The sequence below is a fragment of the uncultured Desulfobulbus sp. genome, assembly GCF_963662935.2.
Classification (GTDB): Bacteria; Desulfobacterota; Desulfobulbia; order Desulfobulbales; family Desulfobulbaceae; genus Desulfobulbus.
On sequence record NZ_CAXXTL010000002.1, the window covers coordinates 3,137,215 to 3,160,322 of the forward strand.

Below are 23,108 nucleotides of genomic sequence, written 5' to 3' on the forward strand. Positions count from 1 at the left end.
CTCCCTAAAAAGATCGGCTTTCGCATGCAGATCGCCGGATGTCAGTACATCTTCCGTTTGCCGAAATTCGATCCGATGACGTTGAAGCTGTTTTCTACAATGAACAGCGCGTGTTCATCAATTGTAAAGACGATGCTTTCCAGTTTTTTTAACTGGAGATTGTTGGTAATGGCCATGAGGATGAGTTTGTCCTTGCCGCTGTAGGCCCCTTTGCCTTTGATAAAGGTGGCGCCTTGATTTTCCTCCTCGTTGAACAGCTTGGAGATTTCTTCGTTATGGTCGCTGATCACATAAACGATCTTGCGCTCGTTGAAAAGCGAAAGGATGTAATCCAGGGAAACCGAAGAGATAAACACCAGAATGATTGAGGCAATGAAGATATCCGGGGTGTAAAACGAAGCGGTCAGGCCAAAGAGAATGACGTTAAAGAGCAGATACACCTTGCCGATGCCGATATTGAAGCGGTTATTGAGGATGACCGCGACAATGTCGAGCCCGCCGGTTGAACCCAGGGAGCGCAGAGTGATACCAACACCGGCCCCGCAGATGAGGCCACCGGCGACAGCGGCATACAGTTGTTCCTTGATGTGGAAATCGAGCACGAGCCATTCGGAGGCGGCGGTGACCACCAGCACGCCGTACAGGCTGTAAAAAAAGAACCGTCGGCCGACATAGAACCAGCCGATGGCAAAGAGCGGGATGTTGATCAGCAGGTACCAGACCGGGGGGGTGAGCAGGCTGGTTTTATAATAGAGGAGCAGGGCTGCGCCAAAGACTCCGCCGGTAATGAAGGAGTTGTGCACCACTGCCCCGTTGATCCCGATGGAAAAAATCACCGAGCCCAAGGTAAGGAGCAGAATATTCCAGGCGACGGAATTGACAAGATTGTAGCGCTTCATTGCTCAACCGTCGCCCTGTTGCCGTTGGGATTTTCATACATCAGCGATTGTTGTGCAAGCAGCAAATAAGGGTTTTATAAACCAGTTTTGCTGCCAGCAGGTGGGTATGGAGCCCGCTTTGCTGAGGAGCAAGGCCGGTCACGTCGAAACCGATGATGGTTTTTTCCCGGGCTACCATGCGGATGAGATTATTGAGGGTATACCAGTCGAGTCCACCGGGTTCGGGCTTGGCCACGGCAGGCATGCAGGCTGGATCAAGGACATCGAGGTTGATGGCCAGGTAGACGGTCTCGCTGAGCACATCAATGGCGTCGGCTGCTGCATTGAGACCATTGTTATAAATGTCACGGGCAAAAACCAGGTTGTCGATGAGGATCTTTCCCTTTTCTGCCTTGACCATGCTGCGGATACCGATGTGGGAGATCATGCATTTTTCTTTGATCCTCGCCATCACGTCTGGCTCCTCGGTGGCGGGATCGAGCAGATGGGGATGAGCGCCGAGATGGAGCACGCTGAGGTTATTGTCCTGCCCGAGCGCAGCCCGGACCAAGCCTTCGCTGATCAGATGACTCCCACCGATGGCAGCGACCAGTTTGTTTTTCTTGAAATGCGGGCTGGTCTGATTGGCCAGCTCATCCATTACTTCCTGCCGGTTATCCGGGCAGACCATCGGGTCCAGGGTGTGCAGATTCAGTTCGTTGAGGTCGGTGTTTGTTTCGACATCATAGGCGGAAAGCATCTGAGACGCCTGGAGAATTACCTCGGGGCCCTTGTTCATGCTTGGGGTGCGGCCCGATCCCTTATACGGAATGGGGAGGATGACTGCTTTGGCTTGGTTATAAGGGGGCTTTGTTGCCGACAGATTGAGAAAATTCATTCTTCAACACCTCAAAAGCATAGATTCGTGTGAACAACTGGGTGCCAGGCTGGTCGCGATTCGCCATGCCTTGATCAATCGTATTCCTCACCGTACCGCTCATCCGGTTCGTCGAGCTCGGCGTCGATATCACCATCGAGCAGTTTAAGACGAAGCGGATCGAGCGAGCGAATCAGAAATTCGGCCTCGCAGTCATTACAGTAAACAATATCCTCTTCCTCGCAATAGCTATCAACGATGATGTCGCCGCCACAGACTGAGCACTCCTCAATCTGGCTATCATCCTCATCATTTTCTCGATCAACCATGGTTCCGCCTAAAGAATGGGGTTATTGAAATCAGGCGTTGTCTTGTTTCCTTGATTTCGGGCAATCAACAGGGAAGGCTTTTTCCCGGAACAGCGGGTCGCGTGTCCTGTTGCCTCGTTGATGGAAATATAACGTACCCTCTCTGTCAATAAAAAAAATGAGTAAATCAGCGTAATAACTGCACGCTGGGCCCTGTTTTCCGCTGGCGGGACAGGTGGGTGCAGGAAGTGCGGAAAAACTCGACCCGGCTGTCGGTCATTACCCGACAGAGAAGCTCCGAAGAAAAGGAACTGTTTGTGCGCGGGGTATAAAGAGAAAAAAGGCGCCCCGCAGAGGGCCGGAGGAAGAGAACTTGAAGAAGGGTTGTCTTCTGGGATGAGGTTGAGTGTTCCCCCGTTTTTGACGGCCACCACAGTGTATTGGGCGGCATGTATCTCTTTCGAGCGCGCTCCCCCAGCAGGCAAGGCGCTCTCGAAAAGGTTCAGGAACCGTGCTCATTTTCTCTTGAAAAGAGCACGGAGGCAGGGCGATTTATTGCTGTTTGAACAGGGTGTAGATTGAGGAAAAATCGAGTTCGCTCATGCCTTCGGCCATGGCGCGGCCAAAGAGCTCCTTGATCACTGCACCGGTGAACAGCGGCCGTTTGCTTTCATAGGCCAGATCCTGCAGGCAATGCAGATCCTTGTAGATCAGCGAGTTGGTAAAATGGGGCGAGAAATCCTCAGACAGGAGCTTGGCCCTCTTGGCGTTGAGCACCAGGGACTGGCCGCCGCCGACATGGAGAATATCGAGCACCGCTTCTTTTTTGATGCCGACTCCTTCGGCAAAGGCCACAGCTTCCGCCAGGGTGGCCATGAAACTGCCAAGTGCCAGGTTGTTGATCAGTTTCATCTTGGTGGCTAAGCCAGCCTCCGGTAGGTGGAACAGATGCTTGCCCACATTGGCTAAAACCGGTTCAGCCCTGCTATATCCTTCTTCCTTGCCACTGACCAGCACAGTTAGGGTGCCTTGAGAGGCGGGCACGACACTGCCGAGCACCGGTGCTTCCAGGTAGATGGCACCGGCCTGGGCACAGAGATCGTGAAAGGCAAGAACCTCGCGGAAATGGTTGGTGGTGTGGTCAATGATGATCTTGCCGTTGAGATCGGCAGCGAGCAGGCCCTGATCCTGGGTGAAGACAGTCTGCACAGCGGCGCTGTCAAACAGGCAGATGAACACGATGTCGGCCTGTTGGGCCACTTCGGCCGGTGAGGCGGCGACGGTGGCCCGCAATCCTTCGGCCTTGTCCGCCGACCTGTTCCAAATCGTTAGGGTATGCTGACATTCAAGCAATCTACCGGCAATCGCCTTGCCCAGATGTCCAAGTCCGATAAAACCAAGCTGCATAATAGAACCTCCTGCATTGTTGTTTCGCGCGAGGGCGGGTGGTGGCGTTGCAAAACGCTTTGCCTGGAAAAGGAACAACCGCTCCGGATGGCTCGACTGAAACCTACCTGAGCGGCGATTATGATACCACTTCCAGAACCTTGCCGGTCACTTTTTTAAGGAAGGTTTTCAGCAGCTGGCGTTGCCGCGTCTCACCTTTTCAGGAATCTTTCACGGCCCTGTCACGGAAATTCTGTTGTGGAGATAGGCCTGCCGCAACGGTTCGGGGAATTTTTCAATGGCAGAGCGCAGCATGGTCCGCGGCATGGCCTGGTAGTGTTGCCGGAGAAAAACCTCCGCTGTCTCTTGATCGCGCTTGCCGACCTCCCGCAGCATCCAGCCCACTGCCTTGTGAATGAGATCGTGCCGGTCCGCAAGGAGAAGGGCAGCGACGGCCAGGCAATCGTCAAAGTCGTTATTCTTGATCAAATGCAAGGTGGCGATGACGGCGATCCGCCGCTCCCAGAGTGATGTAGAGTTTGCCAGGCTACCGAGAAGAGCTCGATCCTTATCCTCAAGAAAAGCGCCGACAATCTGCGGGGCCGAACAGTCGACCAGATCCCAGTTGTTGATACAGGCGATGTTGTCCAGATAACTTGCGAACACCGCGGCTTTGTCATCCTGATCACCCTTGGCGAACCGGGCAACCATCAGCAACAGGGCAAAGAGGCGCTCTTCATGCCAGGGTGAGTGCAGCACCTCGCACATGGCCGCCAGCGACGTTTGCCGGTATCGGGGCAGCAGGCTGCGGAGCATGGGAAGGCGGATGCCGAGGAACTGGTCGCCCTCGCCGTACTGGCCGGGACCGGTTTTGAAAAAACGTTGGGAATGGGCAGCAATGGCGGGGTCGCCCAGTTGCCGCAGGGCCTGTGGGATGGATTGGGCCTCGGTGTTCGTGCTGCGTGGATGGGGCGTCATTACAGCCACTTCTTCTTCCGGAAGAGGGTCAGGAGCACCGCCGGAATCAAGAAGAAGAAGCCCCAGAGGATCGGGTAAGACCAGCGCCAGCGCAACTCCGGCATATAATCGAAATTCATGCCGTAGACTCCGGCAATAAAGGTCAGGGGGATAAAGATGGTGGCGAACACGGTCAGCACCTTCATGATTTCGTTCATCCGGTTGCTGACGCTGGAGAGATAGATGTCGAGCATCCCGTTAATCAAATCCCGGTAGGAGTCCATGGTGTCGATCACCCGCAGGGTGTGATCAAAAACATCGCGGAAAAAGGGCAGGGTTTTTTCCTGGATGAGCGGGCTCTCGCTACGCTGGACCGCAAGCAGCACCTCGCGCAACGGAAGGATTGCCTTGCGGATGAACACCAGTTCGCGCTTGAGCAGTTGGGTGGTGGCAAAGGTCTTGGGCCGGGGCCGGTCCAGCAGTTTGATTTCCAGGTCCTCGATCGCCTCTTCCAGGGTATCGGAGAGGGCGAAATAATTATCCACCACCGCATCCATGATCACATAGGTGAGATAATCCGTACCCATGGAGCGGATGCGACCCTTGGCATTGGTCAGCCGTTGGCGGAGGCTGTTGAACAGGCCGTCCGTCGTCTCCCTGAAGGTGAATAGAATATCGGCAAACACCAGGATAGAGACCTGTTCGTGGCGGACGGTCAAAGCCTCGGTGGAGTTCAGGGTTTTGACAACCAGGAAAAGGTAGTCGTCGTATTCCTCGAATTTTGGCCGCTGATGGGTGTTGAGGATATCCTCAAGCACCAGCGGGTGGACGGTGAACTGGTGGCCGATGGCCTCGATCATCTCAACAATGTCAAGCCCTTCGCAGTGGACCCAGAGGGTCGCTCCAGGGTTGCGGTGCTGAAGAATGTCGTCAATGGTGGCGACCAGGTGTTCTTCGAAATGATCAGTGCTGTAACTGATCAGGGTGATACGACCCGCTGCGGCTGGTTCCTTGCCGACATGCACCAGGGTGCCTGGCGGTAGGCCCGCCTTTTCGGATGGGTAATTGAGGGATTCGGCCATGCGCTCCTCCTTGGATGGTGATGGACAGCGGTTAGCTCTTTGGCTGATGTGGCGTGGAAAGGAAGCGGGCCGTGATCAAATCGGCAATTTCCCGGCTCTGGGTAAGTTGGAAACGCAGACCATCCGCTAGCGGCAGGTTGGTGGCCACGGCGATCACCCCAGTTACCTGATCACGCAGTAGCGGTGCATCGCTTTCCCTTCTGACCTCGATTTTGGGTATATTGGCGGCATGCTTGAACCCTTCGGCAATGACGATATCTGCTTCTGAAAACAGACGTTGGGCCAACGCCAGCAGGTCGAGGCCCGGTGGTTTGCTTTGCACGATTAATTGGTCCGGGGCCAACAGGGCCACACTTTCAGCGCCGGCTGACTTGTAGAGAGCAGTGTCGGTGTGCAGTTGGTCAAACACAATGCCGCTTTCCTTGGTCGATTTGATCACCGCAACGGTATAGCCCATCTCTTTGAGATGGGCCACCACCTGCCGGGCCAGGGTGGTTTTACCGGAATTATGCCAACCTATAAAACTGATAACCGGAGGCATGGGACTCCTTGCTGGTTGCTTGCCTTTGCTCAGGCAAGTCGACTCGACGAGAAAAAGTTGACGAAAAAACGACTTTCAAGATCATGCGATTGTTATTATTAATTTAATTATAAAACAACAAGTTAAAATATGGCTCCGAAACTGTCCATCCTTGAACGTATCGGATGGTGCAACCGTTTATAATTTTGCCGAGAACTGCAGTTCATCCCGATCCGAGCTGTGTTGAGGTTCTCGAAAGCGTGATGCCGTGCGCAGGTAGGTTGTCCGCGTGCGTGTTCGCCGTCCGCTTCCAGTGTCGCCTTTTGGATCAATTTTTTCACCAGGGAGTAAGCCTCTAATGCGTGTTCAGTCAGTTGTGAAAATTGGCGCTCTGTTGGCGGTTCTTGTGGCCCTTCTGGCAGTGGGAGCGGTCATTGCCTTCAAATTCGTGAATCTGGAACAGGTCAAGAATATGTTGACGACACAGGTGAAAACCGCCACCGGCCGGACTCTGACCATTGCCAGCCCACTTGAGCTGCAAGTGGGTTTGGTTCCGGTTGTCATCGCCAAGGGTGTGACCCTGTCCAATCCCGCCGGATCGACGCGCTCTGAGATGGCCAAGATCGGCCAGGTCGAGATGGAAGTTGCCCTGATGCCGCTGCTGAAGCGGGAGATTCTTGTCAAGCGGCTGATTGTTTCCTCGCCCGACATCCTGATCGAGACCGAGGCCCAAGGGCCGGGAAATCTGGATTTCAGTAACCCGACGGAAAATAGCGAGGCCAAAGCAAGTGAGCCCGCACCTTCCGCCCCAAAGGAAGGCGGTGGCTACTCTTTTAACCTCAATGAACTGATCATCACCGATGGTCTGGTGAGCTGGTATGATCGCGTCTCCCAAAAAACCGAGGCAGTGGAAATCAAGAAATTGACTCTGCGGCCAGATAGTGCCGATGCCGAGCTTTTGGCCGTGCTTCTGCATACCAAGGTTCGGGAGCATACCATTGAACTCAGTGGCACCGCTGGCCGGCTTGCCACTGTGCTCGACGGTAAACCCTGGCCGGTCAATCTCAAGGGTACCATAGCCGGGATAACCGTGAGCATTGAAGGCAGCATTGCCGAACTTGTCGCCTTTCGTGGCCTGAATTTGAGGCTAGCGGCCCAAGGCGCCGAGTTGATCGATGTTGTTCGCCTTACTGGAATAACCGAGCCAGGGCTTCCGCAAAGTGCAGGTCCCTTTAAGGTTGCAGCCCATCTGAGCGATACCGGCGGCGAGCAATTGCACCTTACCGATGTGAATTTTGAGGCAGGAAAACGCGATTTGCTGCTGCTCAACGCCCAAGGTTCAGTGACTGATCTGACAGGAGCCGTTGCTGTTGATCTGGGGCTGAAGGTGGAAAGCGACAGTCCAGCTGCCGTGGCGCAATTAACGGGAAACCAGTGGCCGATCAAAGGCCCGGTGAAAGGCTCGGGAATAGTGCAGGGCAGCAGCAAACACTTACATCTTACCAATGTGGATTTTGAAGCGGGAAAACGCGATTTGCTGCTGCTCAACGCCCAAGGTTCGGTGACTGATCTGACGGGATCCGTTGCTGTTGATCTGGGGCTGAAGGTGGAAAGCGACAGTCCAGCTGCCATATCGCAATTAACGGGAAACCAATGGCCGATCAAAGGCCCGGTGAAAGGCTCGGGAAAATTGCAGGGCAGCAGCAAGCAATTGAACCTTACCCATGTGGATTTTGAGGCGGGTAAACGCGAACTACTGCTCAACGCTAAAGGTTCGGTGACCGACTTGACAGGAGCAATTGGGGTTGATCTCGCGCTGAAGATGGAAAGCGACAACCTAGCAGCCGTGGCCCTATTGACTGGCAGAGAATGGCCGGTCAAAGGGCCAGTGAAATTTTCCGGAAGAGTGCGTGGCAATAGCAAACAATTGCACCTTGCCGACATGGATCTGGCGGCAGGCGAACGCGAATTTTTGCTGCTCAATGCCAAGGGGTCGGTTGCCGATCTCACAGGAACAATCGCTGTTGATCTGTCGATCGAGGCGGAAAGCGATGTTCCGGCAGCCGTGGCGCAAATGACGGGCAATGAATTGCCGATCAAGGGACCGGCGAAACTCTCTGGAAAAGTGCGTGGCAGCAAGACGACCATGAAAATGACCGGCCTCAAGGGCACTCTCGGCGGCAGCGATCTGAGCGGCGAGTTGGCCGTCATGACGGTTCCAAGGTTGCAGCTCTCAGGTAAATTGGCGAGCTCCCTCTTGAACGTAACCGATTTTACTGCCCCGGTGGCAACAACGGCTCCGGCAACAGCGGGTCCGAAAACACCAGCGGCGCAACCGGCCAAGGCCAAAAGTGACGACGGCCGCGTTTTTCCCAAGACGCCGTTGCCGGTCGCAGCTCTGCATATGGCGGATGCAGACTTGGTTGTGCAGATCGGCAAACTGATCCTGAAGGATAAACAGTTGATCGATGTGGCTGCTACGGTGCAACTCAACGCTGGCCGGCTGGTGGTCAAACCTTTCCGGTTTGGTCTAGTCGGGGGCGTTGTCGAGGGTGAGGCCAGTCTGGATGCTGCCGGCAAAATGCCGGTTGTGGTCCTGCGGCTGGATGGCCGTCAGATTGAACTGGGCAAGCTTGATAGCAATGGCCCGATCACCGGCGGCAAAAGTGATATAAAGGTCGATCTGAAAGGCAACGGCGAGTCGGTGCGCGCTCTGATGGCCTCGGCCAGAGGAGAGACGAGTTTGAGTGTGGGCGAGGGACGTCTGCAGAACAAGGCTGTTGATTTTGCCGCTGGTGATCTGATATTCCAGGTGCTTGGGGCAATCAATCCGTTTGTCAAAAGCGAGGACACCACCCAGATGACCTGCGCCGCCGTCCGGTTGGTCCTTCGTGATGGCGTCGCCACTGCCGATAAGGGGATTGCGATGCGTACCAGTAAAGTGGATGTGGTCGGTTCCGGCACCGTTGATCTACGCTCGGAGGGTATTGATTTGTTCATCAAGCCCCGCGCTCGCGGCGGGGTGGGCTTGTCGCTGTCCTCGCCCCTGGCGGGCCTGGTGAAAGTGGGGGGCACATTGAGCAAGCCATCCATGGGTATTGATGCGGCTGGCACCCTGCGAACCGCAGCTTCAGTTGGAGCAGGCGTCGCCACCGGCGGTCTTTCTGTGTTGGGAGAGATGCTGCTCGATAAGGCCACCATCGATGAGGATCCATGCCGGACAGCACTTGGTCAGTCTCAGCAGGACCAGAGCAAACAGAAGGCGGAACCGCAGAGGCAAAGTCCGGGTAAGCTTCTCCAGGGGCTGTTTGGCCGCTAGCCCACCTGGAACACTTCAATTGGATTCGATTCCGGCGAGATATTGCCGGGCGCCCTGCTTTCACCTGAGAATTTTGTGTGTTGAGAGGCCATTTTTGACAAACGCTCTTTGCACCTGCAAAAAGCGGCCCTTCGCAGGGCTGTGCGGCTGGTATCGCATTTAAATCTCCGATTATCCTATCTTTTTAACACCACACCCGGTATCCTGCAAACATCCACTGGATCTGTCCATCTCGGCAGTTGTTTCACCCGCCTCGTGCGTGGGTCTTCCGCCTTCTGATTTGCTCACATTCATCTCCCGAACTTCTTTCGGTAGGAGCAATCAGTCCCCTATGTATCATGTAAAATTCGAAACCTTTGTCATCGGTGGCACCGACTATATCATCCGTTCGTTGCAGGATCGCCAGCAGTTCCATGACCCGGCTGGGACGGCGGAAGCAATGGGCATCTCCTCGGCCACCTGGTCACTGTTTGGCACAGTCTGGCCTTCGGGTCTGATTTTGGCTGATATCATGAGCACCTATGATATTGCCGGAATCAAGATTCTGGAGGTGGGCTGCGGGCTCGGCATTGCCAGCCTGATTGCCAATGCACGCGGGGCCAGCCATACAGCCAGCGATTATCATCCGCTGGCGGACGAGTTTCTCCAGGAAAATAATCGGCTCAATGAGCTGCCGTCACAGCATTTCGAGCGCTGCGACTGGGCCGAGGCCCTGCCTGAAGTCGGGTTGTTTGATCTGATCATCGGCAGCGATCTCCTTTATGAGCCCGATCATCCGGCCTTGCTGTCCCGGTTCATCGATCTCCATTCCAGCCCTTCGGTCAAGGTGATCATCATAGATCCGGGCAGGCGGCAACAGGGGCAATTTACCCGCAGGATGGAAGGCTTGGGGTATGCGGCAAGTTTCACTCAGGCAACCGAGTCACAGACGTACGACCGCAATTTCACCGGCAAGATTCTCCACTACAATCGGGAAAACTGACGTAACGGATCGCACAAGGGCCGAGCCGATGCGGCGACCCTTCATTCCGGCAGCGGCTTACCGGGATAAATCTTGAATTTTTCCACAAATCCCGATGGGTTGTAACTGAGCTTGGCTTTTCTTAAGCCTTCGTTGCCCAGATCCTGTTCCCGGTTAATGGTTTCGTAGCTTTCCGGCAAGATGGCGGCGAAGGACTGGTTGATGTACTGGTACAGTCCCTTATACCCGGAGACCGCCTTCTCGAAATGGACGGCAAAGCTGACGCCTCCAGCGACTTCCTCCCCCAGAGCGTAAGCCACTGGCTGCGTCTCCACATAATAGATGCCGCCGCAGAGCTGCAAGTCTTCCATCCTTTCTAAGGCCTCATGGGCCGCCTCATAATCGCCTTGATCAGTCTCGTTCCGCCAGGCATCGAGCACACACAGGGCGTCGTTACGGAATTCTTCGCGCAGCGGCCTGGCTGAAAAGATGTGCGAGTTGACAAAGGCTTTGATCAAATTGCGTTTTTTGTGATAGTTACGGCCTCCCAGGAGAGCGAGGTCCTCTCGGCGATAGAGATAATCGAAATTGTCCCGGTCTTCGACTGCGCGGTAGCCTCTTTGTTCAAGCATTGTCGCCTGCACCCTTGAGGCGCATTTCATCATCCCCCGTTCGCGAAAAAGTTGTTCCAGCAACGGTTGCTCGGGTAGGGCGAAGGGGAGCATGAAAAAGCTGGTGGCTGCATCTTGGCCAAGGATGGCAAGTGTGCCGTCAACCAGCGAGGTAACGGCATATCGATGCGTGTTTCGGAACAGGTAAAGATTGGCGAAGGTGAACTCGGAGATGCCGTCGGGCAGCTGCTGGAAAAGCGGGTGCAGCAGGGGCCGGAGTTCGAGGGTCAGGGGAGAGGTTTTAGGATACTTGGGGAGCATGAAAAAAACGCTGTGCTTGCAACGGGGGCAATTCGTTGTGCAGGGTGCGGTCGACTGGGGCCCGTGCCAGATCGTGGTGGAAAGAGTCCGTAAGGCAGGGGAACAATACCCCATCACCAATATAATCGGCAAGGACTGGTCATGATTGTTTTATGATGATTGCGAGGGGGTGCTGTCATTATCGGTGAAAGAGGGTGTCAGCGGTGCTGATAACCAGAGCGCTGGTAAAGTCCGCCATGCTGTGGATAACCTGATTGCCGGTCGTGTGCATGGCGGCAAGAAAGGCAGAGGCCTGGTTGCCGTGGGCAGCGGTGACGGCTCCCGCAACTTGAGGGCAGAGGTAATGGACGCAACGGGGCGATTTGAACATCCGCAGGGTGCAGCCGGTGGTGGTCAGGTGGCTGCAATAATTTAGCCTGGGATAGTGGCCCTGTTGGATGGCATGGGCATGTTCCTGATTCTGCAGGTCGGTGAGCACATGGGCAAGGTGAAGTGCATTTTGCGTCGGCTGAGCAAAGACGACATCGGAAAAGGAGAGGATGACATGGTGTTCGCCGTTGCAGCAGCCTACCGGCGGGCGGGTGCAATCGTGGGCGCAGGTATGGTGGATGGTGCCTTCCCACTCCTGGATGGCGTCAAGTTGGCGCACATAGAGGGAATACTGGATGGCAGCCTGTCGAATTCGGGTCGGTTGAGAGCCAAGGTGCATGCTCAACTGCTCGACTTGGTACACAGCTTGATCCTCTTTGAGGAAGGGAAGGGGAGCGGCGGTTAACAATGTGAGGTCGGCCCGGATATGACGGATCGAGTTTTCGGAAAGACTCTGGAGCCAAACCTCAAAGGGCATGCGGCCCCGGGAAAACGCTGGTGGCACAGTTGGTTGGGGAGAAGGATGGACGGATTCGTTCCAACAGGAAGCCACAGTCACCGGAGTGGAGAGACGGGAAGGGTGGGAAACGGCAGGCGAAGTAAGGCGATGCGGCCAAAGAACCAAAAACGATGGGGTGAGAGAGTCCTTTGGGCAGGAGGGAATCCATGCATTCTGTCCGTTGAGTTGTCTGTGGATGCAGTGGCAGTTATTCCTCGGTGCCCAGAACCTTGGTGACAATCATCTTTTTGGTGTAGAAATCCGGTTCTGGTGACTTCCAGCTGACGAACTGCTTGGTCACCCGGGAAAAGTCGCCGTGATCAACTGAGCATTGGTCACAAATGGATTCGGCATTGTCCCGGTACATGATGATTTTACTGGCCGGATCGCCGGCTTGGTCGAGTGCCGCCATTTTCCGGCAGCCGCAATTAAGGCGGATCACCGCTACGCCCACGGCGTCCGGGCTTCCCTCAAGGATGCCTTCAATCATCGCCTGTTCGCCTTTTTCGGGGGGAAGGACGCCCTTGCCACTCGTGTGCTGTTTTTTTGCCATTGCTGTCGAACCTCGAAATGGAATTGAATGAGACAGGCTCTACTTACCTTTGTTTTGGTCAAGAGCAAACCAAAAAAAGCGGAGTCACCGTGAGAGAAATGCAGGGGGGCAGATCGGTGCAAAAGGGTTGCCGTCAGCAAAAAACAACAGGCTTCTAAAGAGGGTAATCGTCTGGATCGAAAATATCTTTTAACTTGACAAACCATGGGCTGTCTTTTAAAGAAAAGCGATTCTTGCGTATCGTTTTATCTTTTAGTTGAGGTCGCAATTACATCGTTCTCATGTTTTTAATTTTATTTATTGTGGAGGTTGTGCCATGTGGGAAATCATTGTTGATAAAGATAAATGTTCCGGTGATGAAGAGTGTGTAAACGCTTGCCCTGCTCAGGTTTTTGAAATGCAGGGCGGCAAGGCCGAGCCTGTAAATGGTGACGAATGTCTGGGTTGCGAAACCTGTGTTGAAGTTTGTCCCGAAGGCGCTATCACTGTTACCGAAATCTGATCTGACCGGAACATCGGGTCGATCGATAAGCCCATCCCTTTCAGGGGATGGGCTTATCTTGTTTCTGGGGCTGAGACACCCTTCAGGGAGGCAACGATGAACCCTTTGAGCAAACCCGGAGTGTCGCGCACCGTCCATCTGTTTGCTGCCCCCTTTCTCTGGACAGCCATCGGCGGCATGCTGTTGTTTCGGGGGTGGGGATGGCTTGATCCGGGATGGGGTCGACTCCTGCTCCTTGTGGCCGGATTGCTGGGAACACTGAAGTCGTTGTTTATTCTCGACAAGATAGCGCGGCGCTCCTTGGAACGCATTGTCCTTTTCAAGGACAACACTTGTCTGGGGGCCGTTTATTCCTGGAAAACTTGGCTGCTGGTGGTCCTGATGATGACCGTGGGTTTTGTTATGCGAAAAATCACCCAACCGGGTCCGTTTATCGGCACCCTCTACTGCGCCATCGGCTGGTCACTCTGTCTGTCCAGCCGTTTGGGTTGGCTCCAATGGTTTAGACAGTTATACCATCATGAAATCGCTTAATCGGGTTGAAATCAGCCGTTCGGCGCTGATCCACAATTTCCAGGTCTGCCGACGGTTGGCCGGGTCGGCGGCACTCATGCCCCTGGTTAAGGCCGATGGTTACGGCCACGGGATGATCGACTGCGCCCGGATTTTTGCCGACCAGGGTGCTGCGGCATTCGGCGTAGCTGAGGCTGTGGAAGGTCTGCGCTTGCGCGAAGCCGGTATTACCCAACCGATTCTGGTCCTGGCCGGGGTGATCCCCCAGACGCTGCCGTTGATTGTCGAGGCGCACTTGACGCCAGTGGTGCTCGACCCGTCGATTCTGGCCGAGTTGTCCAGGTTGGCAGGAGCTCAGGGAACTGCAATCGGGCTGCACCTGAAGTTAGATGCCGGCATGGGACGTCAGGGAGTTTTACCGGCTGATTTTCTCGATCTGGCGCGGGCGGTGGAGGCTGATCCGCATCTGCGGCTCGACGGTGTCATGGCCCACTTCCCTCTGGCCGACAACCGGCAGTCGACCAATTCGACCGAAGTCCTGCAAACCTTCCTGGCGACAACCGCTGCCTTGGCCGATGTGGTGCCCGGCAAATGCTGCCTCCATCTTGCCAATTCCGGCGGGTTATTTTATGTTGCCGGCGCCCGGCTCGACATGGTCAGGCCGGGCATCGCATTATACGGCTACTATCCCGATGGTCACGCCGGCCGGGCCGCCGCGCCGCCACCTCTGCTACAGCCGGCCATGCGTTTTTCCACCCGGATCATCCAGGTACGCCAGGTCCCGGCGGGTAGCGGTTTGGGCTATTGGCATTTATTTACCACCTCCCGCCCTTCCACCATCGCGGTGTTGGCGGTGGGGTATGAGGACGGCTATCTGCGGTCTCTCTCCAACCGGGCAGAGGTGCTGATCGGCGGGCAGCGGGCGCCGGTGGTCGGCCGGATTTCGATGAACCTGACCCTGGTCGATGTCACCGATCTGCCCGAGGTGCAGGTGGGCGATGAGGCGGTCCTTCTGGGGCGGCAGGGCGAGGAAGAAATCACCGCTGATGAGGTTGCCGGTTGGATGGAAACCATCAGCTACGAGGTTCTGTGTCTGTTCGGTAATCTGAACGAGCGGGAAATGGTCGATTAACTGTCGGAAATTGCTTTTCTTATGTTCGGACCTCGTGATCGAATGGTTGTCCGGGATTGATTGAACACTTATTGCACCTGTTTACGTCATGATAAAATCGAAGATTAAAGAAATTGTCGATCATTGTTTCAGCGAGGGCGTCCGGCTGGGTCACTGGACTGAGGCCGCAGGCGGCCGGTATACCATCGAGGTGCCCAAGCGCGAAGGCCAGGGAGATTTTTCCACCAATTTTGCCATGGTAGCGGCCGGAGTCGACAAGCGCAAGCCGCGCGATCTGGCCGTCCCCTTCGCCGAACTGCTTGGTAGCCAGCCGATGATCGATCGGGTTGAGATTGCCGGTCCAGGCTTTATCAATCTGTTCATCAATAAGGCAATCTGGGCCACAGTACTCGCCCCGATTTACGAGCAGGACGAGCGTTTCGGCAGCTCCGACACCGGCGGCGGCCGCCGGGTTCTGGTCGAATTTGTCAGTGCCAATCCCACCGGACCCCTGAGTGTTGGCCATGGTCGCAACGCCGTGCTGGGCGACGCCATTGCCCGGGTTCTGGCAGCAAGCGGCTACGCGGTCCAGCGCGAATACTATTTCAACGATGCCGGCCGCCAGATGCGGATTCTGGGGGAATCGACCAAGGCGCGTTACCTGGAGCTGCAGGGCTTCCCCAACACTTTTCCGGAAGACGGTTATCAAGGCGATTATATTTATGACATCGCCCGAGCGATGATCACCGACGGTGGCGATTCGTTCAAGGATGCCGAGGTCACTATCTTCAAGGACAGGGCTCAGCAGGCGATTTTTGCTGATATCGACGCCACCTTGAAACGGATAGGCATCGGCTTTGACACCTATTTCAACGAGCACACCCTCTACGAGGATGGCCGGATTAACGAGGTGGTCGAAACCTTGCGGGCCCGAGACCTAGTCTACGAAAAAGAAGGGGCCACCTGGTTCAAGACCTCCGAGTTCGGCCAGGAGCAGGACCGGGTGATTATCAAGGGGACCGGCGAGCCCACTTACCGGCTGCCGGACATCGCCTATCATTGCGATAAATTCAAGCGCGGCTATGATTGGATGATCAATGTTTTCGGCTCCGATCACATCGCCACCGTCCCCGATGTAATGGCCGGGATCCGAGCTCTGGGCTACGACGATTCCCGGATCACCGTTGTCCTCTACCAGTTCGTCACCCTGCTTCGCGACGGTAAGCAGGTGAAAATGTCAACCCGCAAGGCTACCTTTGTCACTGTGGATGAACTGGTCGACGAGGTGGGCCCTGATGCTCTGCGGTTTTTCTTCCTCATGCGCAAGCCCGACAATCTAATCGAGTTCGATCTTGACCTTGCTAAGAAGCAGAGCCAAGAAAATCCGGTCTTTTACGTCCAATATGCCCATGCCCGTTTGTGCAGTATCGAAAGGCAGGCTCTGGAGCAGGGGATAGCGGTCGATTCGGCGGATCAGGCGTTGGATCGGCTGGTCGAACCCGAGGAGTACGCCCTCCTCAAGACCCTGGCCGATTATCCCCAGATGGTCGCCGGGGCTGCGGCCGACCTGGCGCCTCATCGCGTGATTTTCTATCTGATGGAGCTAGCTGGCCAGTTCCATGGTTTTTACAACAAACACAAAGTGCTGACCGCTGACCTGGAGTTGACCGGGGCGCGCCTAGCCCTCTGTGGCGGATTGAAGCGGGTCTTCCGTAACGGCCTTCATCTGGTCGGCCTGACAGCACCGGAAAGCATGTAGAAAGGAGAGGAGGCGCTATGGTTATTTTCTGTTCCATACTTGCTTTTCTCGATGGAATACTTACTGATAAGCGCTTAAAGTCAATCGAAACAACAGGCGAAAACGATCCGGTGGTCATGGCTAGGACAAGCACAGGGAGCTGTGGGACTGTTTAGGCGAAAGGCGCCTCCGGTTGAGGGGAAGAACAAGCGCTTCCGCATCGAGCTTGGCTGGCGCGGGATGTTTGGGCTGGTCGTCGTCTGTTTTTGTCTTTTTCTCTGGATGTTCCTGCTCGGCATCTGGGCGGGACAGACCATTCTTCTGCCGCCTCGGACCAATGCCGAGCCGATCTCGGGATCCTCGAAACAGCCCCCGGTCAAAACAGTTGAGGAAAACGACATGTCGCGGCAACAACAACGAACATCAGCCCCCTAAAGAACATCAGGAATGAGAACCAAAAGAAATCAGCGCGGAGTGCGGAGAGCGCGTGTCCCCCTTGTTTTGTCCGTACGCAAGGCCGTCACCCAGCATGTCAGAAAGCATCTGGTCGTCTATGTCCCGGCCCTCTTGCCGGTGGCCTTCTTTTTTTTGGCGCATCTCCTGACTTTGCTTGCCCTGATTTTTATCAAATCCGGTCTGTTGCGGCAAGAGCACCTGTTACATAAAACCGTCGTCACCTGGGCGGTTTATGGATTTTTGCCGCTGCTTCTCTGCTCGTATCTCTGTTTCTTTGTCGTTGCCCGGCCGGTGACAGGAATTCTGGAACGTAAATTTCCCCTTTGGACCGCAACGATGCTCAATCTGTCGTCCGGGGGCGCCTATGGAGTGGGCATGGGGCTTATTCTGCTCCTGCTACTTGAGCCGAGGACCTGGTTGAATGCTGTCTTTCTGCTCGTCATCGGCATGGTTGTCGGCCAGGGAAACTGGTTTTTTTATCGCAAACTGACGACTGTTGGCGCATAATTGCAAAGACGGCCGCCGAAAGGCTTGTTGCCAGCCTGAAGTTCGCAGCCGCCTGCGGAGAGGGCGTGTTTCTGCTTCAGTCTAAAAGAGAGGGTATATGATATGGCAGCACCACAAAAAAATGAGAGAACCGGCAGAATACGTCCTGCCCGGATGGGCGATGTCCGGTCCATTCATGCCCTGCTGACAATTTTTGCCAACAAAGGGTTGATGCTGCCCCGTTCGATCAGTTCCCTGTACGACAGTTTGCGTGATTTTGTCGTCTACGAGGAGGCGGGTACCATTCTTGGGATCTGCGCTCTCCACATTTGCTGGGACGATCTGGCAGAGATCCGCTCACTGGCCGTGGCCGAGGACAGACAAAAATGCGGCATCGGCGCCATGCTGGTCGAGTCCTGCCTGGACGAGGCCAAAAGTCTGGAGATCAACAAGGTCTTTGTTCTCACCTATCAGGCCCCGTTTTTTCGGAAATTCGGGTTTGAGGACCGGGATAAACAGGATCTGCCGCACAAGATCTGGAGCGATTGCATCCACTGTGCTAAATTCCCCGACTGTGACGAGGACGCCCTGATCCGCACCACCGTCCCGGGAACCAAGCCGTAATCCTCGAAATCACGCAATTTTCACTAATCCTGAGGGCTCTGTGCCCTTGATGGGAGACGCATAATGGTAGGAAGGGTACTTGCCAAGGTATTCGGCAGCAAAAACGACAGGATGATCAAGCAATACCGGCGGATCGTCAAGACGATCAACGAGCTGGAGGCCTCGATCGAGTCGCTTTCCGACGCCGAGCTGGCCGCTAAGACCGTCGAGTTCCGCGAGCGGATAGCCCAGGGCGCAACGCTCGATGAACTGTTGCCCGAGGCCTTTGCCGTGGTCCGCGAGGCCGCCCGGCGCGTGCTCGGCGAGCGGCATTACGATGTGCAGTTGATCGGCGGCATCGTACTCCACCATGGTATGATCGCTGAGATGAAAACCGGCGAGGGGAAAACCCTGACCTCGACTGCGCCGATCTACCTCAATGCTCTCAACGGCAAAGGGGTGCATGTGGTCACGGTCAACGATTACCTGGCTCGCCGCGACGTTCAGTGGATGGGCGAGGTGTACCGCTTCCTCGGCATGACCTGCGGTTGCATCCTCCACGAGTTGAGCGACGAAGAGCGGCGAGAAGCCTACGGAGCGGACATCACCTACGGGACCAACAACGAGTTCGGCTTCGACTATCTCCGCGACAACATGAAGTTTTCCTTGAAGGATTACTGTCAGCGAGGATTCAGCTACGCCATTGTTGACGAGGTCGACTCCATTCTCATTGACGAGGCCCGGACACCCCTGATTATCTCCGGTGCGGCTGATATGTCCACCGATCTGTATCTCAAGGTCGACCGGATCATGAAGCATTTCAAGGCGGAAGAGCACTTCACCAAGGAGGAAAAATCCCGCCAGATCATGCTCACTGACGAGGGCGTGGCTTTGGGTGAAAAGCTGCTGGAGGTGGATAATCTTTACGATCCACGCAACATCAATCAGCTCCACCACATCAACCAGGCGCTTAAGGCTCATTTTATTTTCCAGCGCGACGTCGACTATATCGTCAAGAATGGGGCTGTGGTCATTGTCGACGAGTTCACCGGCCGCACCATGGAGGGACGCCGCTACTCCGATGGACTCCATCAGGCCCTTGAGGCAAAGGAAGGCGTTAAGGTCGAGAAGGAGAACCAGACACTCGCCTCGATCACCTTCCAGAACTATTTCCGCATGTACAACAAACTGGCGGGCATGACCGGCACCGCCGACACCGAGGCACCCGAGTTCAAAAAAATCTACAACCTCGACGTTGTGGTCATTCCCACCCACCAGAAGATGATCCGCAAGGACTATGCCGATCTCATCTACAAGAACCAGCAGGCAAAATATCGCAATATCGTCAGGGAAATCAAAGAACTGCACGAAAAGGGCCAGCCAATTCTGGTGGGCACGATCTCCATCGATATCTCCGAAAAGATCGCCAAGATGCTGGCCAAGGAAGGAATACCGCACGATGTGCTCAACGCCAAGCAACACGAGCGCGAGGCTGAAATCATTGCCGGGGCTGGCCAGCAGGGCAAGGTGACTATTGCCACCAACATGGCGGGCCGCGGCACTGACATTAAGCTGGGCGATGGGGTGCGCGAGCTTGGGGGCCTGCATATCCTTGGCACCAGCCGTCACGAAAGCCGCCGCATCGACAACCAGCTGCGCGGCCGCTCCGGACGCCAGGGTGATCCCGGTACCTCCCGGTTTTTTCTGTCGCTGGAGGATGATCTGCTACGCATCTTCGGTTCCGACCGGCTGAGCAGTATCATGGACAAGCTGGGGATGGAGGAGGACGAACCCATCGAACATTCGATGGTTTCCCGAGCGATCGAAAACGCCCAGCGCAAGGTCGAGGGCCACAACTTCGATATCCGCAAGCACCTGCTTGAATACGATGACGTCATGAACAAACAGCGTGAGGTCATCTATAGCCAGCGGCGCGAGGTGCTGGAGGGCGAAAACGTTCAGCCGATCGTGGGCGACATGATCAACGACTTGCTGGATCAGGTGATAGGGGAGTTTGCCTTAAAAAAGGTGGCCGATGAGTGGGACTGGTCGGCGATCGAGGAACGGATCGGACAGGTGTTTAATATCGAGCTCGACTGGCCGGCGGAGGAGCGCCAAAATCTCGATCAAGAATCTTTTGCCGAGAAATTGCGGGAAACTGTCCAGCAGGCCTATGCCCGCCAGGAGGAACGCAATGGCGAAGAGCAGATGCGGCAGCTTGAGCGGATGGTCCTGCTGCAGATGGTTGACTCGCTGTGGAAGGAGCACCTCCTGCACATGGATCATCTTAAAGAGGGGATTGGTCTGCGTGGCTATGGACAAAAAAATCCGCTGAACGAGTACAAACGGGAAGGGTACAATCTATTCCGGAGTCTGATTGATGCGGTCAAGCTGCACACGGTTGCCAACTTGATGCGCATCCAGCTGGTTCAGGACGACGAGCTGGAACGACTCGAAGAGGAGCGGCGGCAGCAGCGCGAACGCGAATTGGCCGAGGCCAAGCGCTCCATCGCGGCGGAGCCCGGCGAGATCGACCGGCGACCGATCCAGCGAGCCGAAGATAAGATTGGCCGCAACGCCACTTGCCCCTGCGGATCGGGGAAAAAATTCAAAAAATGTTGTGGCTTGACCGGCTGAGCGCTGAGTTTAGCGCGGCCGTCGTTAGATCATGTAGCGGCACCAGCCGTCAGCACCCTTTGCCCGGGAGCTGACGGCTTTTTTTTATCCTCTGAGCCGCTCTGGATCAAACAGGTATTTTTCCATGTGCTTGATTTCGTCGATGCCGGAGATGACAATTTTGGGGTCAATGGCCAACTCCTCGTCCGGCAGTTTTTTGTCGTAATCGAGGTGGGAGAGGATGTATTTGATACAGTTGAGCCGTGCTTTTTTCTTGTCGTCGGAACGGAGAATGGCCCAGGGGCTCAGGGTGCGGTTTGATTCGTTGAGCATCTGGAATTTTTTGACGGTGTATTGGTCCCAATAGGTCTGGGCCAGGTTGTCCACCGGGGAGAGCTTGTACTGCTTGAGGATGTCGGTTTTGCGGGATTCGAAACGCTTGGCCTGTTCATCCTTGGAGACGGAAAAGTAGAACTTGAACAGTTTGATCCCGTCCTTGACCAGCATTTCCTCAAAAAGCGGCACATCCTTCAGGAACCGTTTGTGCTGCTCGTCGGTGCAGAACCCCATGACCGGTTCGACCATGGCCCGATTGTACCAGGAACGGTCAAAGAGCACCAGTTCGCCGGCGGAAGGCAGGTGAGGTACATATCGCTGAAAATACCACTGGGAGACCTCGCGGTCGCTGGGTGCGGCCAAGGCGACGATGCGGGTGTTGCGGGGATTGAGAAAAGTGGATATACGCTTGATGGTGCCTCCCTTGCCGGCGGCATCGCGACCCTCGAAAATGACCAGCACCCGGGTTCCCCGGTTTTTCATGTCCTGCTGGAGCTTCATCAGCTCGACCTGCAGTTTTTTCAGCTCCTTTTCATAGGCCAGGACTTCCTTGCTCACCCAAATAGCCTGGCGGTCGTCATCCTTTTTTTCGCCCTTGAAATGGAGGGCCGTGCCTTCCTGGAGCCTGAAGTCGATGGCCTTGTCGGTGTCGTGCTTTTTCCCCTTGCCTTCATCCTTCTTCTTTTTTTCGCCCATGCGTATCCTCTGTGGTTGGCAATTATGGTTGATTGAGTTCTTCCCCGTTCATTGTTTCCGCCTGAAAGATCAGGATGTTTGAGCTGGGGCCGATAATCGTGGTGCAAAATGGTGCAAAGATATATATGACGGTAGCACAGATCGTGGGAAAATTCACAAAGACAACGTTTTTTTGCACTATTTCGACTCGCTGGCAGGGCGAATCACCAGCGAACAAGGAGCGGTGACAATGCATGAGGTGAAAACGGCGGTAGCGGGGTTTCTGGAAACATGGACAGAGAGCCCTGAAGGCAACAGGCAGGGATTTGTCCGGCTGACGGATTTGTTGTTTGGCAAGGAAGGCGTTGTTCTCGAATTTCAAGCCCGGCCAGGGGTGACGTATTCGTTTCGGGCTTCGGTTTCTGGGCACAGCCGGCCCTTGTTTGTCATGGTTGACGTGATCGAGGACCAGCCGCGTTGGCTGTCGGTCTGCTTTTTTGGCGATATGGTTCAAGATCCCGAAGAAAAAGGGGCTGTTGTCCCCGGCGGTCTGCTGGGAGAAGATGCCCTCTGTTTTGATCTTGAGGTCTGCACCGAGGAGGGGCTCAGCTATGTCATGGCACGGGTCGATGAAGCTTGGTGCGCCGTCACCATTGAAAACTGATGCCGACGGCGAGTTCCCGGTCTAATTGCGTTTGCTGCCGGTGCGAAACATTTCACCGTAAATCTCCGGCAACTGGTGCTCGCCCAGCGCCTTGACCACGGCTTCGACATCGTAGGTACAACGGTAGTGGCTGACCGATATTTTCCCCTTAACCAATTCTAGGATGGCGTAAGAAGCCTCGGGGTGGCCGTCAAACATCCTGCCCACCGAGCCGGGGTTGATAAAATGTACCCCATTGATAGAGCGGTGATACGGGACATGAGAATGGCCAGTAATCACCACCTCGCAGCTGGTCGCTTTGGCCAGTTCCTTAAAGCGTTTTTCCGGGGTATCGGCACAAAGGAATTCCTCGTGATCGGTTGGGCTGCCGTGGAAAAGGCCGATGGAGGTCTGGCCGATGCGGAGGATTTTTTTCTTTTTCAGCTCAAGAAGATAGGTGCTGTTTTCCGGAGAAAGCGCTGCCGCCGTATTAGTATACATGACCCTTTTTTCAGGCTTGGACGGTTTTTTAAAACTCTTGCCCTTGAGCAGTTTGATCACCCGGTCGTCGGTGTTGCCACGGATGGTGAAGGCCTGGTGGGTTCGCAGCCAATCGATGGTTTCGTTGGCAAAGGGGGCATACACAAGGGAGTCGCCGCAATTGAAAATATGCTCGCAGGCCAGGGGCTCGGCCTCACGACTGACTGCTTCAAGGGCTGGGTAGTTGCCGTGGATGTCGCTGATCAGAAGGATTTTCATGGGCGAGAGGCTGTGGGGGAAAGAGTGGT

At 55.3% G+C, this 23,108-nt stretch carries 24 protein-coding genes; 12 read left to right on the top strand and 12 right to left on the bottom strand.

Annotated features, from left to right (window positions below):
• Positions 1-41: 41 nt before the first annotated feature.
• The 7 genes from ACHZCX_RS18180 to mobB form a co-directional block, all read right to left on the bottom strand.
• Positions 42-899 (bottom strand): YitT family protein, encoded by an 858-nt coding sequence (locus ACHZCX_RS18180; protein ID WP_319588606.1) that lies wholly within the window; start codon positions 897-899, stop codon positions 42-44.
• Positions 900-939: 40 nt separating this feature from the next.
• The gene (locus ACHZCX_RS18185; protein WP_319588607.1) at positions 940-1,776 is read right to left on the bottom strand and encodes an arginase family protein; all 837 of its coding nucleotides are present in this window, start codon (positions 1,774-1,776) and stop codon (positions 940-942) included.
• 74 nt (positions 1,777-1,850) lie between these two features.
• Entirely contained in the window at positions 1,851-2,084 is a 234-nt protein-coding gene (locus ACHZCX_RS18190) for a hypothetical protein (RefSeq protein WP_319588608.1), read from the bottom strand.
• Positions 2,085-2,615: 531 nt separating this feature from the next.
• Positions 2,616-3,470 (bottom strand): NAD(P)-dependent oxidoreductase, encoded by an 855-nt coding sequence (locus ACHZCX_RS18195; protein WP_319588609.1) that lies wholly within the window; start codon positions 3,468-3,470, stop codon positions 2,616-2,618.
• A 210-nt stretch (positions 3,471-3,680) separates the two neighbouring features.
• Complete coding sequence (locus ACHZCX_RS18200) at positions 3,681-4,427, bottom strand: DNA alkylation repair protein (RefSeq protein ID WP_319588749.1); 747 nt, start codon at positions 4,425-4,427, stop codon at positions 3,681-3,683.
• A complete protein-coding gene (corA, locus tag ACHZCX_RS18205; RefSeq protein WP_319588610.1) occupies positions 4,427-5,488 on the bottom strand; it encodes a magnesium/cobalt transporter CorA in 1,062 nt (353 codons plus the stop codon). Before corA ends, ACHZCX_RS18200 begins: the two co-directional genes overlap by 1 nt.
• A gap of 31 nt (positions 5,489-5,519) precedes the next feature.
• A complete protein-coding gene (gene mobB / locus ACHZCX_RS18210; protein ID WP_319588611.1) occupies positions 5,520-6,029 on the bottom strand; it encodes a molybdopterin-guanine dinucleotide biosynthesis protein B in 510 nt (169 codons plus the stop codon).
• A gap of 337 nt (positions 6,030-6,366) precedes the next feature.
• On the opposite strand from mobB, the gene ACHZCX_RS18215 reads away from it, so the two are divergent.
• Together ACHZCX_RS18215 and ACHZCX_RS18220 are read left to right on the top strand one after the other, a co-directional pair.
• Positions 6,367-9,327: an AsmA family protein gene (locus ACHZCX_RS18215; RefSeq protein WP_319588612.1), complete on the top strand. Its 2,961-nt coding sequence runs from the start codon at positions 6,367-6,369 to the stop codon at positions 9,325-9,327.
• Between the two features lie 331 nt (positions 9,328-9,658).
• On the top strand, positions 9,659-10,309 hold the full coding sequence (locus ACHZCX_RS18220; RefSeq protein ID WP_319588613.1) for a methyltransferase domain-containing protein: 651 nt from the start codon (positions 9,659-9,661) through the stop codon (positions 10,307-10,309).
• A gap of 41 nt (positions 10,310-10,350) precedes the next feature.
• On the opposite strand, the gene ACHZCX_RS18225 is transcribed toward ACHZCX_RS18220, so the two are convergent.
• Complete coding sequence (locus ACHZCX_RS18225) at positions 10,351-11,220, bottom strand: DUF2156 domain-containing protein (protein WP_319588614.1); 870 nt, start codon at positions 11,218-11,220, stop codon at positions 10,351-10,353.
• Here ACHZCX_RS18225 and ACHZCX_RS18230 point away from each other — a divergent pair.
• Positions 11,219-11,365 (top strand): hypothetical protein, encoded by a 147-nt coding sequence (locus ACHZCX_RS18230; protein ID WP_319588615.1) that lies wholly within the window; start codon positions 11,219-11,221, stop codon positions 11,363-11,365. The two genes, ACHZCX_RS18225 and ACHZCX_RS18230, sit on opposite strands and share 2 nt — an antisense overlap.
• Positions 11,366-11,398: 33 nt before the next feature.
• Here ACHZCX_RS18230 and ACHZCX_RS18235 read toward each other — a convergent pair whose 3' ends face one another.
• Positions 11,399-12,067, bottom strand: coding sequence for a hypothetical protein (locus ACHZCX_RS18235; protein WP_319588616.1), 669 nt, complete (start codon positions 12,065-12,067; stop codon positions 11,399-11,401).
• A 229-nt stretch (positions 12,068-12,296) separates the two neighbouring features.
• Entirely contained in the window at positions 12,297-12,641 is a 345-nt protein-coding gene (locus ACHZCX_RS18240; protein WP_319588617.1) for a hypothetical protein, read from the bottom strand.
• Positions 12,642-12,957: 316 nt separating this feature from the next.
• Here ACHZCX_RS18240 and ACHZCX_RS18245 point away from each other — a divergent pair, with 316 nt between their 5' ends.
• The 8 genes from ACHZCX_RS18245 (at position 12,958) to secA (ending at position 20,687) form a co-directional block, all read left to right on the top strand.
• Entirely contained in the window at positions 12,958-13,143 is a 186-nt protein-coding gene (locus ACHZCX_RS18245) for a 4Fe-4S binding protein (protein WP_319588618.1), read from the top strand.
• A 96-nt stretch (positions 13,144-13,239) separates the two neighbouring features.
• Complete coding sequence (locus ACHZCX_RS18250; protein ID WP_319588619.1) at positions 13,240-13,677, top strand: hypothetical protein; 438 nt, start codon at positions 13,240-13,242, stop codon at positions 13,675-13,677.
• Positions 13,664-14,788 (top strand): alanine racemase, encoded by a 1,125-nt coding sequence (gene alr / locus ACHZCX_RS18255; RefSeq protein WP_319588620.1) that lies wholly within the window; start codon positions 13,664-13,666, stop codon positions 14,786-14,788. Before ACHZCX_RS18250 ends, alr begins: the two co-directional genes overlap by 14 nt.
• An 88-nt stretch (positions 14,789-14,876) precedes the next feature.
• On the top strand, positions 14,877-16,526 hold the full coding sequence (gene argS, locus ACHZCX_RS18260; protein ID WP_319588621.1) for an arginine--tRNA ligase: 1,650 nt from the start codon (positions 14,877-14,879) through the stop codon (positions 16,524-16,526).
• Between the two features lie 141 nt (positions 16,527-16,667).
• On the top strand, positions 16,668-16,940 hold the full coding sequence (locus tag ACHZCX_RS18265; RefSeq protein ID WP_319588622.1) for a hypothetical protein: 273 nt from the start codon (positions 16,668-16,670) through the stop codon (positions 16,938-16,940).
• A gap of 12 nt (positions 16,941-16,952) precedes the next feature.
• Positions 16,953-17,468: a hypothetical protein gene (locus ACHZCX_RS18270; RefSeq protein WP_319588623.1), complete on the top strand. Its 516-nt coding sequence runs from the start codon at positions 16,953-16,955 to the stop codon at positions 17,466-17,468.
• A gap of 102 nt (positions 17,469-17,570) precedes the next feature.
• Positions 17,571-18,071, top strand: a complete 501-nt coding sequence (locus ACHZCX_RS18275; RefSeq protein WP_319588624.1) for an N-acetyltransferase — start codon at positions 17,571-17,573, stop codon at positions 18,069-18,071.
• Positions 18,072-18,134: 63 nt separating this feature from the next.
• Entirely contained in the window at positions 18,135-20,687 is a 2,553-nt protein-coding gene (gene secA, locus ACHZCX_RS18280) for a preprotein translocase subunit SecA (protein ID WP_319588625.1), read from the top strand.
• A gap of 84 nt (positions 20,688-20,771) precedes the next feature.
• Here secA and ppk2 read toward each other — a convergent pair whose 3' ends face one another.
• The gene (gene ppk2, locus ACHZCX_RS18285) at positions 20,772-21,698 is read right to left on the bottom strand and encodes a polyphosphate kinase 2 (protein ID WP_319588626.1); all 927 of its coding nucleotides are present in this window, start codon (positions 21,696-21,698) and stop codon (positions 20,772-20,774) included.
• Positions 21,699-21,927: 229 nt separating this feature from the next.
• Here ppk2 and ACHZCX_RS18290 point away from each other — a divergent pair, with 229 nt between their 5' ends.
• Entirely contained in the window at positions 21,928-22,341 is a 414-nt protein-coding gene (locus ACHZCX_RS18290) for a hypothetical protein (RefSeq protein ID WP_319588627.1), read from the top strand.
• Between the two features lie 21 nt (positions 22,342-22,362).
• Here ACHZCX_RS18290 and ACHZCX_RS18295 read toward each other — a convergent pair whose 3' ends face one another.
• Positions 22,363-23,079 carry a metallophosphoesterase family protein gene (locus ACHZCX_RS18295; RefSeq protein ID WP_319588628.1) on the bottom strand — a complete coding sequence of 239 codons (717 nt, stop codon included), beginning with the start codon at positions 23,077-23,079 and terminating at the stop codon, positions 22,363-22,365.
• Between the last annotated feature and the right edge of the window lie 29 nt (positions 23,080-23,108).

What these genes read in the sequence shown, in the direction of transcription:
- ACHZCX_RS18245 (WP_319588618.1), top strand. Translation starts at nt 12,958, where the DNA reads ATGTGGGAAATCATTGTTGATAAAGATAAATGTTCCGGTGATGAAGAG.
- ACHZCX_RS18290 (WP_319588627.1), top strand. Translation starts at nt 21,928, where the DNA reads ATGCATGAGGTGAAAACGGCGGTAGCGGGGTTTCTGGAAACATGGACA.
- ACHZCX_RS18230 (WP_319588615.1), top strand. Translation starts at nt 11,219, where the DNA reads ATGAAAAAAACGCTGTGCTTGCAACGGGGGCAATTCGTTGTGCAGGGT.
- ACHZCX_RS18190 (WP_319588608.1), bottom strand. Translation starts at nt 2,084, where the DNA reads ATGGTTGATCGAGAAAATGATGAGGATGATAGCCAGATTGAGGAGTGC.
- ACHZCX_RS18220 (WP_319588613.1), top strand. Translation starts at nt 9,659, where the DNA reads ATGTATCATGTAAAATTCGAAACCTTTGTCATCGGTGGCACCGACTAT.
- ACHZCX_RS18215 (WP_319588612.1), top strand. Translation starts at nt 6,367, where the DNA reads ATGCGTGTTCAGTCAGTTGTGAAAATTGGCGCTCTGTTGGCGGTTCTT.
- ACHZCX_RS18235 (WP_319588616.1), bottom strand. Translation starts at nt 12,067, where the DNA reads ATGCCCTTTGAGGTTTGGCTCCAGAGTCTTTCCGAAAACTCGATCCGT.
- ACHZCX_RS18195 (WP_319588609.1), bottom strand. Translation starts at nt 3,470, where the DNA reads ATGCAGCTTGGTTTTATCGGACTTGGACATCTGGGCAAGGCGATTGCC.
- ACHZCX_RS18225 (WP_319588614.1), bottom strand. Translation starts at nt 11,220, where the DNA reads ATGCTCCCCAAGTATCCTAAAACCTCTCCCCTGACCCTCGAACTCCGG.
- mobB (WP_319588611.1), bottom strand. Translation starts at nt 6,029, where the DNA reads ATGCCTCCGGTTATCAGTTTTATAGGTTGGCATAATTCCGGTAAAACC.
- ACHZCX_RS18185 (WP_319588607.1), bottom strand. Translation starts at nt 1,776, where the DNA reads ATGAATTTTCTCAATCTGTCGGCAACAAAGCCCCCTTATAACCAAGCC.
- argS (WP_319588621.1), top strand. Translation starts at nt 14,877, where the DNA reads ATGATAAAATCGAAGATTAAAGAAATTGTCGATCATTGTTTCAGCGAG.
- secA (WP_319588625.1), top strand. Translation starts at nt 18,135, where the DNA reads ATGGTAGGAAGGGTACTTGCCAAGGTATTCGGCAGCAAAAACGACAGG.
- ppk2 (WP_319588626.1), bottom strand. Translation starts at nt 21,698, where the DNA reads ATGGGCGAAAAAAAGAAGAAGGATGAAGGCAAGGGGAAAAAGCACGAC.
- ACHZCX_RS18295 (WP_319588628.1), bottom strand. Translation starts at nt 23,079, where the DNA reads ATGAAAATCCTTCTGATCAGCGACATCCACGGCAACTACCCAGCCCTT.
- ACHZCX_RS18200 (WP_319588749.1), bottom strand. Translation starts at nt 4,427, where the DNA reads ATGACGCCCCATCCACGCAGCACGAACACCGAGGCCCAATCCATCCCA.
- ACHZCX_RS18270 (WP_319588623.1), top strand. Translation starts at nt 16,953, where the DNA reads ATGAGAACCAAAAGAAATCAGCGCGGAGTGCGGAGAGCGCGTGTCCCC.
- ACHZCX_RS18275 (WP_319588624.1), top strand. Translation starts at nt 17,571, where the DNA reads ATGGCAGCACCACAAAAAAATGAGAGAACCGGCAGAATACGTCCTGCC.
- corA (WP_319588610.1), bottom strand. Translation starts at nt 5,488, where the DNA reads ATGGCCGAATCCCTCAATTACCCATCCGAAAAGGCGGGCCTACCGCCA.
- alr (WP_319588620.1), top strand. Translation starts at nt 13,664, where the DNA reads ATGAAATCGCTTAATCGGGTTGAAATCAGCCGTTCGGCGCTGATCCAC.
- ACHZCX_RS18250 (WP_319588619.1), top strand. Translation starts at nt 13,240, where the DNA reads ATGAACCCTTTGAGCAAACCCGGAGTGTCGCGCACCGTCCATCTGTTT.
- ACHZCX_RS18180 (WP_319588606.1), bottom strand. Translation starts at nt 899, where the DNA reads ATGAAGCGCTACAATCTTGTCAATTCCGTCGCCTGGAATATTCTGCTC.
- ACHZCX_RS18240 (WP_319588617.1), bottom strand. Translation starts at nt 12,641, where the DNA reads ATGGCAAAAAAACAGCACACGAGTGGCAAGGGCGTCCTTCCCCCCGAA.